The organism is Bradyrhizobium sp. (assembly GCF_030646015.1).
In the GTDB taxonomy this organism is placed as follows: domain Bacteria; phylum Pseudomonadota; class Alphaproteobacteria; order Rhizobiales; family Xanthobacteraceae; genus Bradyrhizobium.
Genome location: NZ_JAUSLT010000192.1, coordinates 1 through 15,463 on the forward strand (window position 1 = coordinate 1; position 15,463 = coordinate 15,463).

Genomic DNA, 15,463 nt, shown 5'->3' on the forward strand with positions numbered 1-15,463 from the left:
GCTAGCCCCCACCCCCGACCCCTCCCCGCCACGCGCAAGGGCGCGTGGAGGGAGGGGGGCAAAAAGAGCCCCGCACGCCACCGCTGCGACAGTACCCGCGCCGCCGCCCAGCATCCTTCGAATTTCATGCGCCGGGCGCGCGGCGCTGAACAGGTAGCCCTGCATCTGCGTGCATCCGAGCGACTGCACGGTATCGCGCTGCTGTTCGGTCTCGACCCCTTCCGCGGTCGTGATCATGTTGCGGTCGGCGGCGATGCTGACGACGGCCTTGATGATGGACGCCGAACCCGTGCCATGCGTCAGCTCCTTGACGAAGCTGCGGTCGATCTTGATCTTGTCGAACGGAAACCGCTGCAGGCAGCTCAGCGACGAATAACCGGTGCCGAAATCGTCCAGCGCGATGTGAACCCCGAGCGCGCGAAGCTGGTTGAGCGCCACCAGCGCCGCATCGTCATCGGCAATCAGCACCGCCTCGGTGATTTCGAGTTCCAGCCGGTGCGGATCGAGACCGGTATCGGCGAGCGCGGCGGCGACCTTCAGGGACAGCGTCGGCGACCCGAACTGGATGGGAGAAACGTTGACGGCCACGCGGATATGGGCAGGCCACGCCGCCGCTTCGGCGCAGGCGGTTCGCAGCACCCACTGCCCGATCTCCTCGATCAGGCCGGTTTCCTCGGCCACCGGAATGAAGTCGGCCGGCGAGACCATGCCGCGCACCGGATGCCGCCACCGCAACAGCGCCTCGCATCCGGTGATCGCGTTGCTGCGCAGATCGACAATCGGCTGGTAGTGGATCTCAAAACCACCCTGGGCGATCGCAGTCCGTAAATCCCGCTCGAGTTCGCGGCGCAGGTTGGCCTGCGCTTCCATCGACGGCTCGAAGAAACGATGGGTCCGCCGGCCGGCCGCCTTCGCCGCGTACATCGCGAGATCGGCGCTCTTGAGCAGTCCGAACAGGTCGGACCCGTGACGCGGCGCGATGGCAATGCCGATGCTGGCGTCGCTGCCGAGGCTGTGGCCGAGGCAATCGAACGGCGTTCGCAGCGCCTGATAGACCTTCACGATCAGCGCCTCGACATCGTCGTCGGAGACGACGTCGCGCTGCAGGATGGCGAACTCATCGCCACCGAGCCGTGCAACGAAATCGCTCGGTCCGACGGCTTCGAGCAGGCGCCCCGATACACCCCTCAGGAACTCATCGCCGATCAAATGGCCCAGTGAGTCGTTGATGCGCTTGAACTCATCGATGTCGATGTAGAGAATGGCGAATTGCACGTCGGAGGTCTGAAGCAGCAATCCTTCCGCGTGCCGCTGGAAAAGCGTCCGGTTCGGCAGGTTGGTCAATGCGTCATAATGGGCGAGATGCTCGATCTTGGCCGCGACACGCCGCCGCTCGGTGATGTCTTCCATCGTGGTGGCCCAGCCGCCGTCCGGCGACCGCTTGTAGATCAGCCGGATCATGCGGCCGTCGGGAGTCGAAATGACGGTGTCGTTGATCAGGTCATCCTTCGGGTCGAGAAATCTCGCGCAATAGGCATCGACGTCGCCGACGAACGAACCCGTTTCCTGGCGATGACGGATGAGGTCGCGCAGATGGCAGCCGGGCTTGGCGACCTCAGGCGATATGCCGAACATATCGATGTAGCGCTGGTTGCAGATGACGAGGCGGCCCGAGGCGTCGAACAGCAGAAGTCCCTGCGTCATATTGTTGATGGCGCAGTCGAGATGCTGACTCTTCTCGGAAAGCAGCCGCTGCGCGGCCGCATGCTGACGCTTCAACTGGCGAACGATCAGATAGATCGTGGCGATGACGACGATGACAGCGAGAAGTGCCGCGGAAAACTGCAGCTTGGCCTGCGCCCGCCAATCGGCCAGCGCCGACGACACGTTGTTTGAGGCGACAATCAGGATCGGAAAATTTGTCAGGGCCCGGATGGAACCGATCCGTTCCTCCCTCTCGGGCGAGTGCTTGAAGCGCCCGGAAGCATTGCCATCCACCGACAGTGCATGCTGGAAGGAGCGCGATTTGCTGACGTTCTTGCCGATGAGATTGTCGTCTTGCGGATAGCGGGCGATGACGGTGCCGTCACGGTGAATCATCGAGATCGTGGTGTCGCTGTTCAGCGCCAGGGAAGCGACGAAATTCAGGAAATGCGAGGGTTCGACGCCCCGGGTCGCAAAGCCGATCAGTTCGCCGTTACGGCCGGTAATCTTGCGCGCAAAGATCGTAGTCCAGACTTTCGTCACCTTGCTGACCGCCGGTTCGACGATCACATCGGGAGTAGGCCTGCCGGAGGTGAATTCGCGGAAATAGCGCCGGTCCGTGACACTCACGTCCGCCACCGGCCACATCTCGGATGAGTTGATCAGCTGGCCCTTGACGTTGAACAGATTCAAGCCACCGACATGCGGAAGCGCCGCGAGTTTGGTACGCAGCATCTCATGCGCCGATAGCGTCGACATCTGCTTTTCGAAGCTGTCGGCCGTGTTCACGCTGCCAGCCTGCATGTGGGCGACGACGTCGTCGTGGACATGCTGGAGATCGGCGAGTTGCTGGTCGAAATGACGGGACAGCAGCAGCGCGCTGTTGGTCAGTTCGCGCTCGCTGGCCTCGAGCGCGCGCTCCCGGAACTCGAGCGCGAGATATCCGGTGCCCGACGCGATCGCGATGACGAGCGCGGCGCCGCACAGAATGAGCCACTGAACCGCGCCAAGTCTTCCACGAAAAAGTCTTCCACGAAAGAGCCTTCCGCGAAGGCGCAGACCGCCGTTTGGCAGCCATCGACTCCCCGAACTGGCACTTTCCGATGAAACACCCGACATCTTCCATCCCCCACCTGTGAAGGTGTAGCGGAACCGGTACCAAGAGGCCGTTAGGAAAATCAGTTATCGGGAGGTTAAAATGGCGCAGATCGGCGGCCGCTCGGAGACCGGGGCGACGAAGTTTTGTTGCCCGCGCGCAAACACGAATTTCCTGAGCCCATTCAACAAATCCACCCGTCGGGCAAATCACTTCTGATTATCGGAAATCATGTCAAGCCCCGCCAGCAAAAAATATTTCTGTTTTCCAGAAGTTAGGATCAGGCTATATCAATAGCCATCCCGTCCCATTCAGAGGGGCGTTGCGCAACGTCATCAGCGCGGGTCGGGGATGCGGTGGACGTGGATGGCGCTCCTGACGAGGGCGCCTGAAGCGGATGGCGAAATCGTGTAGTCCTGACACCTCGGTGCTGGTGTCAAGTTCGCGCTAAGTCGCGCGGGCGACGGTGGCAAGAAAGCCGATCGCCGGGGAGATCACGTATAAGCCGTAAACCTTCGCGCGGGGAATGCCGGGTGATTCCGGTGTGACCTGACAACGCGTGTGCCTTCTACCACTACCCATTGCACACGCGGCTATCGGGCGCATCGGGCGCCCGGCATTCCCCGCGCCCTCTGATTGGAGAGGGCGTGAAGTTGATGGCAAACCTCGGGCGAATGGCGCCGCGAGAACGCGAAGTCGTATCTTTCTTTTGAAGACTTAAACCCTCTCACGTCGTCCCCGCGAACGCGGGGACCCATAATCCCGGTAGCTTGATGCAATGGCGAAATGCTTCAACAAGCCTTCTAACATCAACCGCAACGCTACGGCTCGGCGTATGGGTCCCCGCGTTCGCGGGGACGACGTTGAGAGAAATTCAAATCCGAAAGCCGTCGCAACGGCGCTCTGCTCACATCCCGATGTCGAACACGTTCGGCAGGTGCGCCAGCGGCAGCGCCGCGGCGCCGACGACGGTAGCGACCATCCGCATCAGGGTACGGTTGCTGCGGCGCTTGCCGCGCATCTGGCTGGCGAGCCACTGCAGGACGGCGATATCGACAACGTTGGCCTGGGTCGGCGCCCAGCTTTCGATGGCGGTGTCCGGCGACAGCGCGACGGTGCGCGGCGGCACGGCAAGGCCGGACGCGGACGCCGCATGGTGCACGACTGCCTTGGCCAGCAGATCGTCGAACACGCCCTCGTCGCTGCGCTCGGCAGCGGCGTCGTTGATCTCGAACAGCGCTTCGGCTTCGGCGCGGCTGACCGGCTGATGCTCGACGGCGGTCGCGGTCAGGATGCGGGCGCACCAGGCGGCGTCATCGGCATCCAGCGCACGGGAAAAATGAACCCGGCCCCGGGTGGTGGGGCCTTCGCCGGTGATCACGCCATCGCGCACCACAGTGAGGGCAAGCGCAGCGCTATCGCGGCAGGAAATCCTGGACGGTTCGAGGGTGCCGATACGGTCGGCAAGCATTCCGGTAGAGGCAGACATTGGTACACTTCTCATTTTCTTGTTCTGGATCAGCATTTTCATGGGCGCGTAAACGAGTGGTTAACGAATCAAAACCTCGGTCGCGAGATTTTTAAGTAGTTGCCAATTAGTCGCTGTGACCTCCGTCATGGTTCCGGGCATCGTCATCGGGCCGAGCGTGTTGGGCGCGATATCAGGCAATATCGGGGCGGCCCGGACAGGAGCGGCCATGTTGGTCTTTTCGCCGCACAAGCGCGGATCGCAAGAAGATGCTACGAGTTCCCGCCTGCGGAGAAGGATTGACCCTTTTGCCGCGCGCCCGTTCACTTAAGGCCTGCCGCCCGCTATAATGGCAAGGTCAAATTCACCTGTAACTTGAATGACATGAGGTCGTAAGATGGCTCTCCAGATTGGCGCTGTTGCCCCGGACTTCGAGGCTGAGACCACCGAGGGAAAAATCAAATTCCATGACTGGATCGGCAGCAGCTGGGCGCTTTTGTTCTCGCACCCGAAGGATTTTACCCCGGTCTGCACCACCGAGCTCGGCGCGCTGGCCAAGCTGAAACCGGAATTCGACAAGCGCGGCGTCAAGCTGATGGGGCTCAGCGTCGATCCCGTCGACAGGCACGCGAAATGGTCCGAAGACATCCTGGAAACCCAGGGGGCAGCGCCGAATTACCCGATGATCGGCGATACCGATTTCAACGTCTCCAAGCTGTACGACATGCTGCCGGCCTCGACCTCGGGCGATCCCACCACGCGCACCGCCGCCGACAACCTGACGGTCCGCAACGTGTTCATCATCGGGCCGGACAAAAAGATAAAGCTGGTGCTGGTTTACCCGATGACGACCGGGCGCAATTTCCAAGAAATCCTGCGGGTGATCGATTCGCTGCAGATGACCGCCAAGCACCGCGTCGCGACGCCGGCGGACTGGAAACAGGGCGAGGACGTGATCATCGCGGGCTCCGTCACCGACGACGAGGCCAAGACGATCTATCCGCAGGGCTGGAAATCGCCAAAGCCCTATCTCCGGATCGTGCCGCAGCCGAAGTAGTCGGCGACCGATCCGCCGGAGAAAAGGGGATGCATGCGCATCCCCTTTTTGTTTCAGTGGAACGGCGCGAGCCGTGCGGACCCAACAGGCGCCTTCCGCGTTGAGCACATGATGACCGGCAAACTCGCTTCACCCTGCATCGTCTGGTTTCGCGACGATCTCCGCCTCTCCGACCACCCTGCCCTGCATGCCGCCTCAAGCACCGGCGCGCCGGTGATTTGCCTCTACGTCCTCGACGAAACCAGCAACGCGCAACTGCGCCCGCTCGGCGGCGCGGCGCGCTGGTGGCTGGCGCAGTCGCTCCGGGCCTTGCAGGCGGACCTGACCGCGCTCGGCTCGAAGCTGGTGCTGCGGCGGGGAGTTGCGGCCAAGGTGATTGCGGCGCTGGTGCGGGAGACCGGCACCGAGGCGGTGTTCTGGAATGAGATCGCGCAGGCGCCGCACCGGGCCGTCGCCGAACAGGTCGCTGCAAGCCTGCAAGCGATCGGCGTTGCCGGCCACGGCTTTCCCGGCGACCTGCTGGCGACCCCATCTTCCATCCGCAACAAGGAAGGACGGGGATTGCGGGTATTCACGCCGTTCTGGCGGCGGGTGCAATCGTCAGGCGATCCGCCGAAGCCATTGCCGGCCCCGACAACGCTTGCTGCAGCCCCTGATGTCGCGAGCGAGCGGCTCGAGACATGGCGCCTCGAACCCTCGCATCCCGACTGGGCCGGCGGCCTGCGCCAGAGCTGGAAACCGGGCGAGAGTTCGGCGCAGGCCCGGCTCAACGCATTTCTTGAAACCGGGGTGGCCGGTTATTCGATCCAGCGCGACCGGCCCGATCGCGACGGCACGTCAGGACTGTCGCCGCATTTGCGTTTTGGCGAGATCAGCCCGCGGCAGGTCTGGCATGCCGCGCGCTTTGCCGCGGCCGCGCGGCCTGCTTTGGCAGGCGACATCGACAAGTTCCTGAGCGAGGTCGGCTGGCGCGAATTCTGCCGGCATCTGCTGTTCGACGTACCAGATCTCGCCGATCGCAACCTGCAGCCGTCCTTCGACGCATTTCCCTGGAGGCACGACGATAAGGCATTGAGGGCGTGGCAGCACGGCCAGACCGGCTATCCCATCGTCGATGCCGGCATGCGCCAGCTCTGGCACACCGGCGCCATGCACAACCGGGTGCGGATGGTGGTGGCCTCGTTCCTGGTCAAGCATCTGCTGATCGACTGGCGCTGTGGCGAGAAGTGGTTCTGGGACACGCTGGTCGATGCCGACGCCGGCAGCAACCCCGCCAACTGGCAATGGGTGGCCGGCTCCGGTGCCGACGCCGCGCCCTATTTCCGCGTGTTCAATCCGATCCTGCAGGGCGAAAAGTTTGATCCCGACGGCACCTATGTCCGACGCTGGGTGCCCGAGCTCGGGCAATTGCCGGCGGGCCTGATCCATCAGCCATGGAGTGCCGCGCCGCTCGAACTCAAGGGCGCGGGCGTGGAACTCGGCACGACCTATCCGCAGCCGATCGTCGATCACAGACGAGGGCGCGAGCGCGCGCTCGAAGCCTATGCGAAAACCCGTCGTGGTTGAGCAGTCGCGGCGTCCGCTTTACACATTTGAGAATCCGGCTATCGTTGCGGCTTCGACAACACTGGGGGACGATATGGACGACGATAAACCGGTTCTCGATCAAGTGACGGATGCGGGGAGCAGTGCCGCGACGGCTACCGCGGAAGCCGCCAAGACGGTGGCCAAGAAGGTCAAGAAGACCGCCAGGAAGGCCAAGAAAACTGTCAAGAAAGCCGTGACCAAGGCCGCGCCGAAGAAGAAGGCCAAGAAGGCCAAGAAGGCCGGCAAGAAAGCTGGCAAGAAATCTTCCGCGAAAAAGTCGGCCAAGAAAGCCGTCAAGAAGACCGCGAAGAAAGCCGCCAAGAAAACCACCAAGAAGAAAAAGAAGGCCAGGAAGTCGAAGCGCTGATCGCCTCCCGGCGTCGCGCTCAATGGCCCCCGGGTGAAAGCCCGGGGGCTCTTGTTTTGAGGCCCGGCCCCAAGCTCACGCCCGCCGGTTGACCACGAACACCGCGGCGGCGCAGGCCACCATGCCGATCATGGCGATGGTATCGAGCCGCTCGTCGAACAGAACATAGGCCATGATGGCGGTCACCGCCGGTACCAGATAGAACAGGCTCGCCACCGAGGTCGCCGCCTGGCGCCGGATCAGCCAGTACAACAGCCCGATCGACCCGATCGACAGCACCACCGCCAGCCAGAGCACCGACAGCACGAACTCCCGCGTCCAGTGCACCACATTGCTCTCGAACAGCCACGCAGCTGCGCCGAACAGCACCGTGACCGCGACGTACTGCACGAGATTGCCGGAACGCCAGTCGATGCTGTTGCAATAGCGCCGCTGATACAGCGTGCCCAGGGTGATGCTGACCAGCGACACGCCCGAGGCCAGCCAGCCCCAGCCCGCCTGCCCGCCCATCGGTCGATCGTGCAGGATCAGCACCACGCCGGCGAGCCCGAGCAGCAGCCCGGTCCATTGCAGCGGCGTGACGCGTTCGCCGAGCCAGCGGTTGGCCAGCGTCGAGGTCAGGATCGGCTGCAGCCCCGGGATCAACGCTGAAAGCCCTGCCGGAATCGAAAGCGAAATCGCCACCGCCGTGCCGCCGAGATAGAACCCGTGCACCAGAATGCCGGCGATGATGCTATGGCCGATCTGTGAGCGGTTGGGCCATACCGGGCGGGCAACCGCGACGATGATCGCCATCAACCCGACCACCAGCGCCATCCGGATCGCCAGATAAGTCAGCGGCTCGGCATTGTGCAGGACGTATTTGGTACCGATAAAGCCAGTGCTCCAGAGCACGACAAAAATCGCCGGCGCCGCGCGCGCGGCCATTTTTTCGAAGTCTCGGTTCATTTGCAGGCGTGATTGCCTGAACATATGCTATCCGGCAATCGTAAATCCCGCGGGCCCGCTCGCCGGAAAACGCAGATCGAAGAGATAGGGAATACCATGGATGTTCGTGCCGCCGTCGCTGTCGCTGCCGGCAAGCCGCTGGAAATCACCACCGTGCAGCTCGAAGGCCCGCGCGAGGGCGAAGTGCTGGTCGAGATCAAGGCCACCGGGGTCTGCCACACCGATGAGTTCACGCTGTCCGGCGCCGATCCCGAAGGATTGTTTCCGGCGATTCTCGGTCATGAGGGCGCCGGCGTCGTGGTCGACATCGGCCGCGGCGTCACCAGCGTGAAGAAGGGTGATCACGTCATTCCGCTGTACACGCCGGAATGCCGGCAGTGCCCGTCCTGCCTGTCGCGCAAGACCAATCTCTGCACCGCGATCCGCGCCACCCAAGGCCAGGGCCTGATGCCCGACGGCACCTCGCGCTTTTCCATGGGCGGCAAGCCGATCCATCACTACATGGGCACATCCACCTTCGCCAATTTCACGGTGCTGCCGGAAATCGCGGTGGCAAAAATCCGCGAGGACGCGCCGTTCGACAAGGTCTGCTACATCGGCTGCGGCGTCACCACCGGGATCGGCGCGGTCATCAACACCGCAAAGGTCGAACAGGGCGCCAAGGCGATCGTGTTCGGGCTCGGCGGCATCGGGCTCAATGTGCTGCAGGGCCTGCGGCTGGCCGGCGCCGACATGATCATCGGGGTCGATATCAACAACGACCGCAAGGCCTGGGGCGAGCGTTTTGGCATGACGCATTTCGTCAACCCGAAGGAACTCGGCAAGGACCTCGTCCCGCACCTCGTCGACATGACCAAATCGGGCGCCGACCAGATCGGCGGCGCCGATTACACCTTCGATTGCACCGGCAATGTCACCGTGATGCGGCAGGCGCTGGAAGCCTGCCATCGCGGCTGGGGCCAGTCGATCGTGATCGGCGTGGCACCCTCGGGCGCGGAGATTTCAACCCGCCCGTTCCAGCTGGTGACCGGCCGGATCTGGAAAGGCACCGCCTTCGGCGGCGCGCGCGGCCGCACCGACGTGCCGAAGATCGTCGACTGGTACATGCAGGGCAAGATCGAGATCGATCCGATGATCACCCATGTGATGCCGCTGGCCGAGATCAACACCGCGTTCGAACTGATGAAGCGCGGCGAATCCATTCGCGGCGTGGTGACGTTCTGAGATCACGAAAGCCATTGCCGGCTGCCAGCCGTCGGCTGGTCGCCGGCCACGCCCCGTGAAAATACGGATGGGAAGGAAGCACGCGCACCAGTCATTAGTCATATTCCAGCCGAGTGCGCGCCGATCATCATGCCTTAGCAAATTTGGTCTCATGTCGTTGCTGACATCTTCTGATGGTAGCAACTTCATGGCCTCCGCCGACCAACGCGCGCCCGACGAATACTCGCCTCGCGGCGATCGGGCCGATATCGCGAGTCGGGGTCCCTGGACGGATGCCCCGCGCCACGCCCGGCTCCGACTGCAATTTCGATGGCTGGTGGCGGTCGCACTGGCAAATCTTTCCGTGCTTGCAATCGATCAGCAAAATCTGGGTGACGGCTTTTCAACTGCCGTCAGCCTGCGACTGTTCGTGGTGACACCGCTTGTGCTGATCGGGCTCGGTATCAACGTCTGGTCGAGAAACCGCCATTTGCAATCCGCGGCAAGCGCTGCCGCGACGATTTCGCTCGTGGTCATAACGTCCCTCCTCGGCCAATGGGCGCAGGAGCCAATTGCGAGCCGGTATATGATGGCCGCGCAATTCGCGATCTTTGCCGCGGCGGTATTTGCGTCCCTGCCCTGGCGCGCCACGCAGATCATGACAGCCGTCGCGATCGCCGCGTACGCACTGATCGTCACCGGAGCGCTGCAGTTTCCGCGCACCTTGGTCAATCTCGATCTGGTCGGATTCAGCGTTCTGATCGCGATTCTCGCGCTGTTCATTCGCAAACAGGAAGAGCTCCGGATGAATGAAATTCTGGCGATGCGCCGCATCGACGCCGCGCGAACGGCCGAGCTGCACAAAGCCAATGCCAGGCTGTCGCAACTTTCCAGCACCGACGCGCTGACCGGTGTCTTCAACCGGCGCTACCTCGACCGGTTCACCGAGAACTGGTCCACCTCACTCGTCCCATCGCTTGGCAGCGGCGTATTGATGATCGACGTCGACCACTTCAAGCTGTTCAATGATCTGGGCGGGCACGCTGAAGGTGACCGTTGCCTGCAACGGGTCGCCGCGGCGATACGAAGCGCCCTCCGGTCACCGGACGACATCGTCGTCCGGTACGGCGGGGAGGAGTTCGTCGTTATTCTTCCGGCCGCGGATCGATCCGAAGCCCTCGCCGTAGCCGAGCGACTGCGCGTCGCGGTAAGCGACCTGCAAATTCCCCATCCGGGTCTCGGGACCGGCGCTGTTGTCACCGTCAGCATCGGCACATGCGTCGCAACGCCCGGCGAGAACATCACCGACACTATCGAGCGCGCGGACAAGTTGATGTATGCTGCGAAGAAAGGTGGCCGGAATCGTGTTTCGGCGTGAACCGCACCGGATCGACCAACCGATCAGGGCGTGGCGACCTGCTGGGGACCGTGAGAGATGCGCCTGCAATTTCAGACCGTCGATGTATTCACCGGGACGCAATTCGTCGGCAACCCGCTGGCCGTTGTCCTGAACGCCGAGGGGCTGTCGGCCGGGCAGATGCAGGCCATCGCCGCCGAGTTCAATCTGGCGGAGACGACCTTCGTGCTGCCGCCCAGGGACGCCGCGCATACGGCCGAAGTGCGGATCTTCACCCCGCGCAGCGAGATGCCGTTTGCCGGCCATCCCAATGTCGGCACCGCTTTCGTGCTGGCCCGCGCCGGCTCCAGTTACGGCCGGCCCGTCGGCGGCAACCGAGTCATTTTCGAGGAGAAGGCCGGACTGGTCCCGATCGAGATCTTGCGGGAGGGCGCGATCGTGGTGGGTTCGAAAATCGCCTCTCCGCAGCCGCTCTCGGTGGGCGCGGAGATTGCGGGCGAACTGGTGGCATCGGCTTGCGGAATCCCGCTCGCCGAGATCGAGACCATCCATCATCGCCCGCGTATCGCGTCCTGCGGCGCCCCGTTCATTCTGGCCGAACTGAAGAGCCGCACCGCGCTGCTCGGGGCAAGCCCGAACGGCGATGTGTTCCGCCTCGAAGTCAGCAAGCAGCCGGCCGTCAGCATCATGCTGTACACCCAGGTCCATGAGGCCGGCATCGATATCCGCGCCCGGATGTTTGCGCCGCATCTCAATATTCCCGAGGACCCGGCAACCGGCGCCGCCAACGTCGCGCTGATCGGCCTGCTCGCTCACCTGCGCCCGGAGGCTACCCTTTCGCTGTCGAAGACGATCGCGCAAGGCGTGGAGATGGGACGCCCGAGCATCCTGAAGGCGCAGGCTGACAAGAAAAACGGCACGGTGACCGCGACCTATATCGGTGGCCGCTGCGTCCCCGTGATGTCAGGGACGATCGATCTGGCGTGAGCGGATCAGAAAAACTCTTCCGGACAGGGGTCGACGATCTTCCACATGTCCGTACCGTTCTTGATCTTCTTCATCTCGTTGGTCAGCCCGCCATTGCGGCTGATCCAGTCCTTCACCGGCCGCGGGTAATAGGACATCAGGTCCGATGTCCCTTCCGAACTGGTGACCTTGATACCGAAGGTGAAGGCCTTGTCGTAATAGGCCTGGTGGAAGCCGAGGCTGGCGCGCGGCGTCACGCAGACTTTGTTCATCGGCACGATGCCGAACACCATGGTGCAGGCCGAGTTGCAGATGCCGTCGATGATGACGCGCTCCTTGCGGTCGCGGATGCGCTCGTATTTCGCCTTGTATTCGGTGACATAGCCGCCGTGATCCCGGGTAATGCGCAGATCGGCGCGCGCCGGCGCGGTGGCCAGCAGCGAGAGCAACAGCAAGGGCAGAAGTGTGATGCGCATGGATCGATCGGAAACCGGGTAGATGGAAGATAAAATCGGTCCTCAAGCGGACCCTCGGAGGACTCTGGCGACACTATGTTGGAATTTCGTTAAGCATTCCGAAAGGGCGAAAAAGGGGCATCCGGCGACGATTTTTTCCCATTTGAGGGGAATTTTGTCCCGGATGGAACCCGAATTGCCCAAATATCGACTTCCCAACTGTGTTTCGGAGATCGCAATCGCGGCCTCCTGCCGCGGTCAGGCGACCCTCGGCCCGCTGTTACTGATCCGGGGCGACGGCCGCCCTCATCCCTCGCCGGCTACCCGCTGTGAGTTCAGACTCCTGCTGGTCAGCATATGGCGAGGCCAATCATTGCGTTGAACGAAATTGAATCGACGCAGAGAATGCTGGTGCGAAAATTCCTTCGCAGCACGAAATTCGCTTCGGCACTTGCGCACTGCAAGCCAGCCTAAACGGCTATTCATGTGCGTGGACAAAGTGTCATCGTCCGTTCTGTTGCAAACGACCAGCGGCCTCCTATGTCCCTGGAAACGGGAGGCATCGATGAAGCAGTCACAACATTTCCTTGAGAACGCCGAGAACTGCGCCCGGATGGCCGAGCGGGCGCCAGACGAGCCCAGCCACAAGCGCTACAAGCGCATGGAAGCCGCCTGGCGAGCCCTCGCGACCGAGCAGGATTGGCTTGACGGCCAAATGCCACCAGTCCGGATTGCGACCAACGGAGACGCGCTGAAGTCGCTGCGTGCATGAAACGGCGGTCGACGACGATCGGTTCTCAGAGCGACTGCCTCGTTTGAAGCACCCTTCCCGGGCGTCAATCCCCATGAAGTGGGCGGACGCATAGCACCAGAAGCACTCCCTTCATGCGAACCGGCTACAAATTGTCGGGCGTGCGTAACGGGGAAGATTTTTCAGCGTTCCGCAACTGTTGTTCCGCCAGATGATAAAACTCATCATCCCTGCCCTCGGGCTTGCCGGCCTGTTCCCAAAGTTCGTAGGCGCGGTGGATGATCTGCTCTTTGGTCGGTTGTTCCATTGCATCTGCTTTCCTGAATAAGAAGCACAACCCGCCTGGCCCTGGAGGTTACAAAGACGGCAGGCCATGCAGGCTCCGCTCCTGAGAAGACCGCAGCCCGATAAGGAAAGTCCCGCTTTTCCAACTTGTTCCGGAAGGCCACGACGGCGCGGCTTTAGCCGAACGCATCAACGCGAAGCTGCAGCCGCAAGACCGTTGGCTTCCAAGCCGAGGCTTCGCGGCGAATTGGTTGCGGACCGCGTGGATACCCGGATGTGTGCGGAAAGCAGCCCCGCCCGCGCGGTCGATTCGGCGCATCAGGACGGGATAGCCCTCCCTGGCCAAGTCTGGTAATCGGAGCCGTCGGACGTAGTTCGGCACCCGTTTTCAGTGCTCAGGCAGGCGCCCTAAGAAATTGGAACCCCGCTAACACATTGAAAATATTGATGCACTCGTAGCTCAGCTGGATAGAGCATCGGATTTCGATTCCGAGGGTCGGGAGTTCGAATCTCTCCGAGTGCGCCAATCGCCACCGTTTTCATCGGTGTTCTACTGTCCGCCGATCACGACAAAGCCGGAGGCGTGCCTGCCCTTCCAGCGCGGCAGTCGGTCAGGAGTGTTGAGACAGCCTTCGTGTCGGCCGCGCGTCCGGCCGCGGCTCGATATCCACCGACCACAGGTCGCGATTGTCGACGTCCTTCAGGGTCACTGTCATGACCTCCGATCGGCCGTCGATATCGACACGGCCGAAGAACTGCAGTCCGAAACATGGCGCCAGGTTTTCGCCTTGCTCCGCGCTGCAGCCCTTTTGAAACGCCACCGCCGGACCGAATGTATTGTCCAGCGGCGCGGGAGCCCACGTCCCCGCATGCAGCGGGCCGGAGACGAATTCCCAGAACGGCTCGAAATCCTGGAACACCGCGCGGTTCGGGTCGTAACGGTGCGCGGCCGTATAGTGCATGTCGGCCGTCAGCCACACCGTATTCCTGATGCCGGCGCGCTTCATATGGGATAGCAGATCCGCGATCTCGCATTCGCGCCGCTCCGGCGGGCCATCACCGAGCGCGATGCCGTCTTCGCTGATCAGGCCGATCGGCATATCCGCGGCAATGACCTTCCAGGTCGCGTCGGATGCTGCGAGTTCGCGCTTCAGCCAGGCCAGCTGGATCGGCCCGAGGATGCAGCTATCGTTGCTGTCGTCGCGCTTGTTCCAGGTCGAATCGCGATAGCTGCGCATGTCGAGCAGAAAGACATCGAGCAGTGGTCCGTAGCTGACTTTGCGATAGATCCGGCCGGCCTGCGTTGGCATCTCACGTATCGGCATGAATTCATGAAACGCACGGGCCGCCCGCACCACCAGCCGGGAGCTGCCGTCCTCGGCGTAACCGGTCTCGTCGGCGGTACCGGCCGGCGACCAGTCATTGGTGACTTCATGATCGTCCCATTGCGCGAGCATAGGCACCTGCGCATTGAAGGCGCGCAAATTCGCGTCGAGCAGGTTGTATTTATAGTTGCCGCGAAATTGCGCGAGGCTTTGGGCGACCACGGATTTTTCTTCGGTGACGAGATTCCGCCAGACACTGCCGTCGGGCAATTTCAACGCCGCCTCGATCGGACAGTCGGCATAGATGTGATCGCCGCAATGAATGAAGAAGTCCGGACGATTTTCGAGCATGGTGGCGTAGGTGCGCATCCCGCCGCGACCGGGATCGATGCCCCAGCCCTGCCCGGCCGTATCGCCCGACCAGACAAACGATACCGACTGCCGCTCGACGGGCGCGGTACGGAAATGACCGACCTGCGCCTCACCCGAAATCCCGGCACCGGCGATATCCTCAAACCGCACCCGGTAGAAAATGTCCTGCCCGGGTGGCAGGCCGTCCAGCAGGAGTTTCGACGTGAAGTCGCCGTCCGGCAGCGCCTGCGACGACGCGGCCCGGATGATCGTCTTGAAGCTTTCGACGGTCGAGCACTCCACCTGCATCCGCGCCGGTCGATCAGCTCGCGCCCATATCACCGCGGAATCGGCGGAGACATCACCTGAGGCAATTCCACTGGTGATCTGAGGGCGGTCCGCGGCGCGGCTTAGATAAGGCCTGGCAAGACTTCCCAGTCCCGCGAGCGCAACTGTGGCTGCGGAGCGGACCAGCAACTGGCGTCTGGTCAGTCCCTGCTTGGCGCGGATCGCAATCGGCATTTTCGGCACCCTCGTCGAATC

The 15,463-nt window shown here is 62.6% G+C and carries 13 protein-coding genes and 1 tRNA gene; 8 read left to right on the forward strand and 6 right to left on the reverse strand.

Annotated features, from left to right (window positions below):
* Both Q7T45_RS27085 and Q7T45_RS27090 read right to left on the reverse strand, forming a co-directional pair.
* A partial coding sequence (locus Q7T45_RS27085) for an EAL domain-containing protein (protein ID WP_304875084.1) occupies window positions 1-2,823 on the reverse strand: 2,823 nt, incomplete at its 3' end.
* 884 nt (window positions 2,824-3,707) lie between these two features.
* The gene (locus Q7T45_RS27090; protein ID WP_304875085.1) at window positions 3,708-4,289 is read right to left on the reverse strand and encodes a hypothetical protein; all 582 of its coding nucleotides are present in this window, start codon (window positions 4,287-4,289) and stop codon (window positions 3,708-3,710) included.
* A 376-nt stretch (window positions 4,290-4,665) separates the two neighbouring features.
* Between Q7T45_RS27090 and Q7T45_RS27095 the strand changes: the two genes are divergently transcribed.
* The 3 genes from Q7T45_RS27095 to Q7T45_RS27105 all read left to right on the forward strand — a co-directional run bounded on the left by Q7T45_RS27095 (window position 4,666) and on the right by Q7T45_RS27105 (window position 7,279).
* Complete coding sequence (locus Q7T45_RS27095) at window positions 4,666-5,325, forward strand: peroxiredoxin (protein ID WP_304875086.1); 660 nt, start codon at window positions 4,666-4,668, stop codon at window positions 5,323-5,325.
* Window positions 5,326-5,436: 111 nt separating this feature from the next.
* A complete protein-coding gene (locus Q7T45_RS27100; protein ID WP_304875087.1) occupies window positions 5,437-6,891 on the forward strand; it encodes a deoxyribodipyrimidine photo-lyase in 1,455 nt (484 codons plus the stop codon).
* 73 nt (window positions 6,892-6,964) lie between these two features.
* Complete coding sequence (locus Q7T45_RS27105; protein ID WP_304875088.1) at window positions 6,965-7,279, forward strand: hypothetical protein; 315 nt, start codon at window positions 6,965-6,967, stop codon at window positions 7,277-7,279.
* 75 nt (window positions 7,280-7,354) lie between these two features.
* Here Q7T45_RS27105 and Q7T45_RS27110 read toward each other — a convergent pair whose 3' ends face one another.
* Window positions 7,355-8,227, reverse strand: a complete 873-nt coding sequence (locus Q7T45_RS27110; protein ID WP_304875090.1) for a DMT family transporter — start codon at window positions 8,225-8,227, stop codon at window positions 7,355-7,357.
* Window positions 8,228-8,323: 96 nt separating this feature from the next.
* Between Q7T45_RS27110 and Q7T45_RS27115 the strand changes: the two genes are divergently transcribed.
* The 3 genes from Q7T45_RS27115 to Q7T45_RS27125 all read left to right on the forward strand — a co-directional run bounded on the left by Q7T45_RS27115 (window position 8,324) and on the right by Q7T45_RS27125 (window position 11,774).
* Window positions 8,324-9,451, forward strand: a complete 1,128-nt coding sequence (locus Q7T45_RS27115) for an S-(hydroxymethyl)glutathione dehydrogenase/class III alcohol dehydrogenase (protein WP_304875091.1) — start codon at window positions 8,324-8,326, stop codon at window positions 9,449-9,451.
* A 151-nt stretch (window positions 9,452-9,602) separates the two neighbouring features.
* Window positions 9,603-10,808 (forward strand): diguanylate cyclase, encoded by a 1,206-nt coding sequence (locus Q7T45_RS27120; RefSeq protein WP_304875092.1) that lies wholly within the window; start codon window positions 9,603-9,605, stop codon window positions 10,806-10,808.
* A 57-nt stretch (window positions 10,809-10,865) separates the two neighbouring features.
* Window positions 10,866-11,774 (forward strand): PhzF family phenazine biosynthesis protein, encoded by a 909-nt coding sequence (locus Q7T45_RS27125; RefSeq protein ID WP_304875093.1) that lies wholly within the window; start codon window positions 10,866-10,868, stop codon window positions 11,772-11,774.
* 5 nt (window positions 11,775-11,779) lie between these two features.
* On the opposite strand, the gene Q7T45_RS27130 is transcribed toward Q7T45_RS27125, so the two are convergent.
* Window positions 11,780-12,229, reverse strand: coding sequence for a hypothetical protein (locus tag Q7T45_RS27130; protein ID WP_304875094.1), 450 nt, complete (start codon window positions 12,227-12,229; stop codon window positions 11,780-11,782).
* A gap of 544 nt (window positions 12,230-12,773) precedes the next feature.
* On the opposite strand from Q7T45_RS27130, the gene Q7T45_RS27135 reads away from it, so the two are divergent.
* Entirely contained in the window at window positions 12,774-12,980 is a 207-nt protein-coding gene (locus Q7T45_RS27135) for a hypothetical protein (RefSeq protein WP_304875095.1), read from the forward strand.
* Window positions 12,981-13,104: 124 nt separating this feature from the next.
* Here Q7T45_RS27135 and Q7T45_RS27140 read toward each other — a convergent pair whose 3' ends face one another.
* Entirely contained in the window at window positions 13,105-13,266 is a 162-nt protein-coding gene (locus tag Q7T45_RS27140) for a DUF2934 domain-containing protein (protein ID WP_304875096.1), read from the reverse strand.
* Between the two features lie 427 nt (window positions 13,267-13,693).
* Between Q7T45_RS27140 and Q7T45_RS27145 the strand changes: the two genes are divergently transcribed.
* A tRNA-Arg gene (locus tag Q7T45_RS27145) sits at window positions 13,694-13,770 on the forward strand.
* An 85-nt stretch (window positions 13,771-13,855) separates the two neighbouring features.
* Here the strand turns inward: Q7T45_RS27145 and Q7T45_RS27150 are convergent.
* Window positions 13,856-15,442, reverse strand: coding sequence for an alkaline phosphatase (locus Q7T45_RS27150; protein ID WP_304875097.1), 1,587 nt, complete (start codon window positions 15,440-15,442; stop codon window positions 13,856-13,858).
* Window positions 15,443-15,463 lie beyond the last annotated feature (21 nt).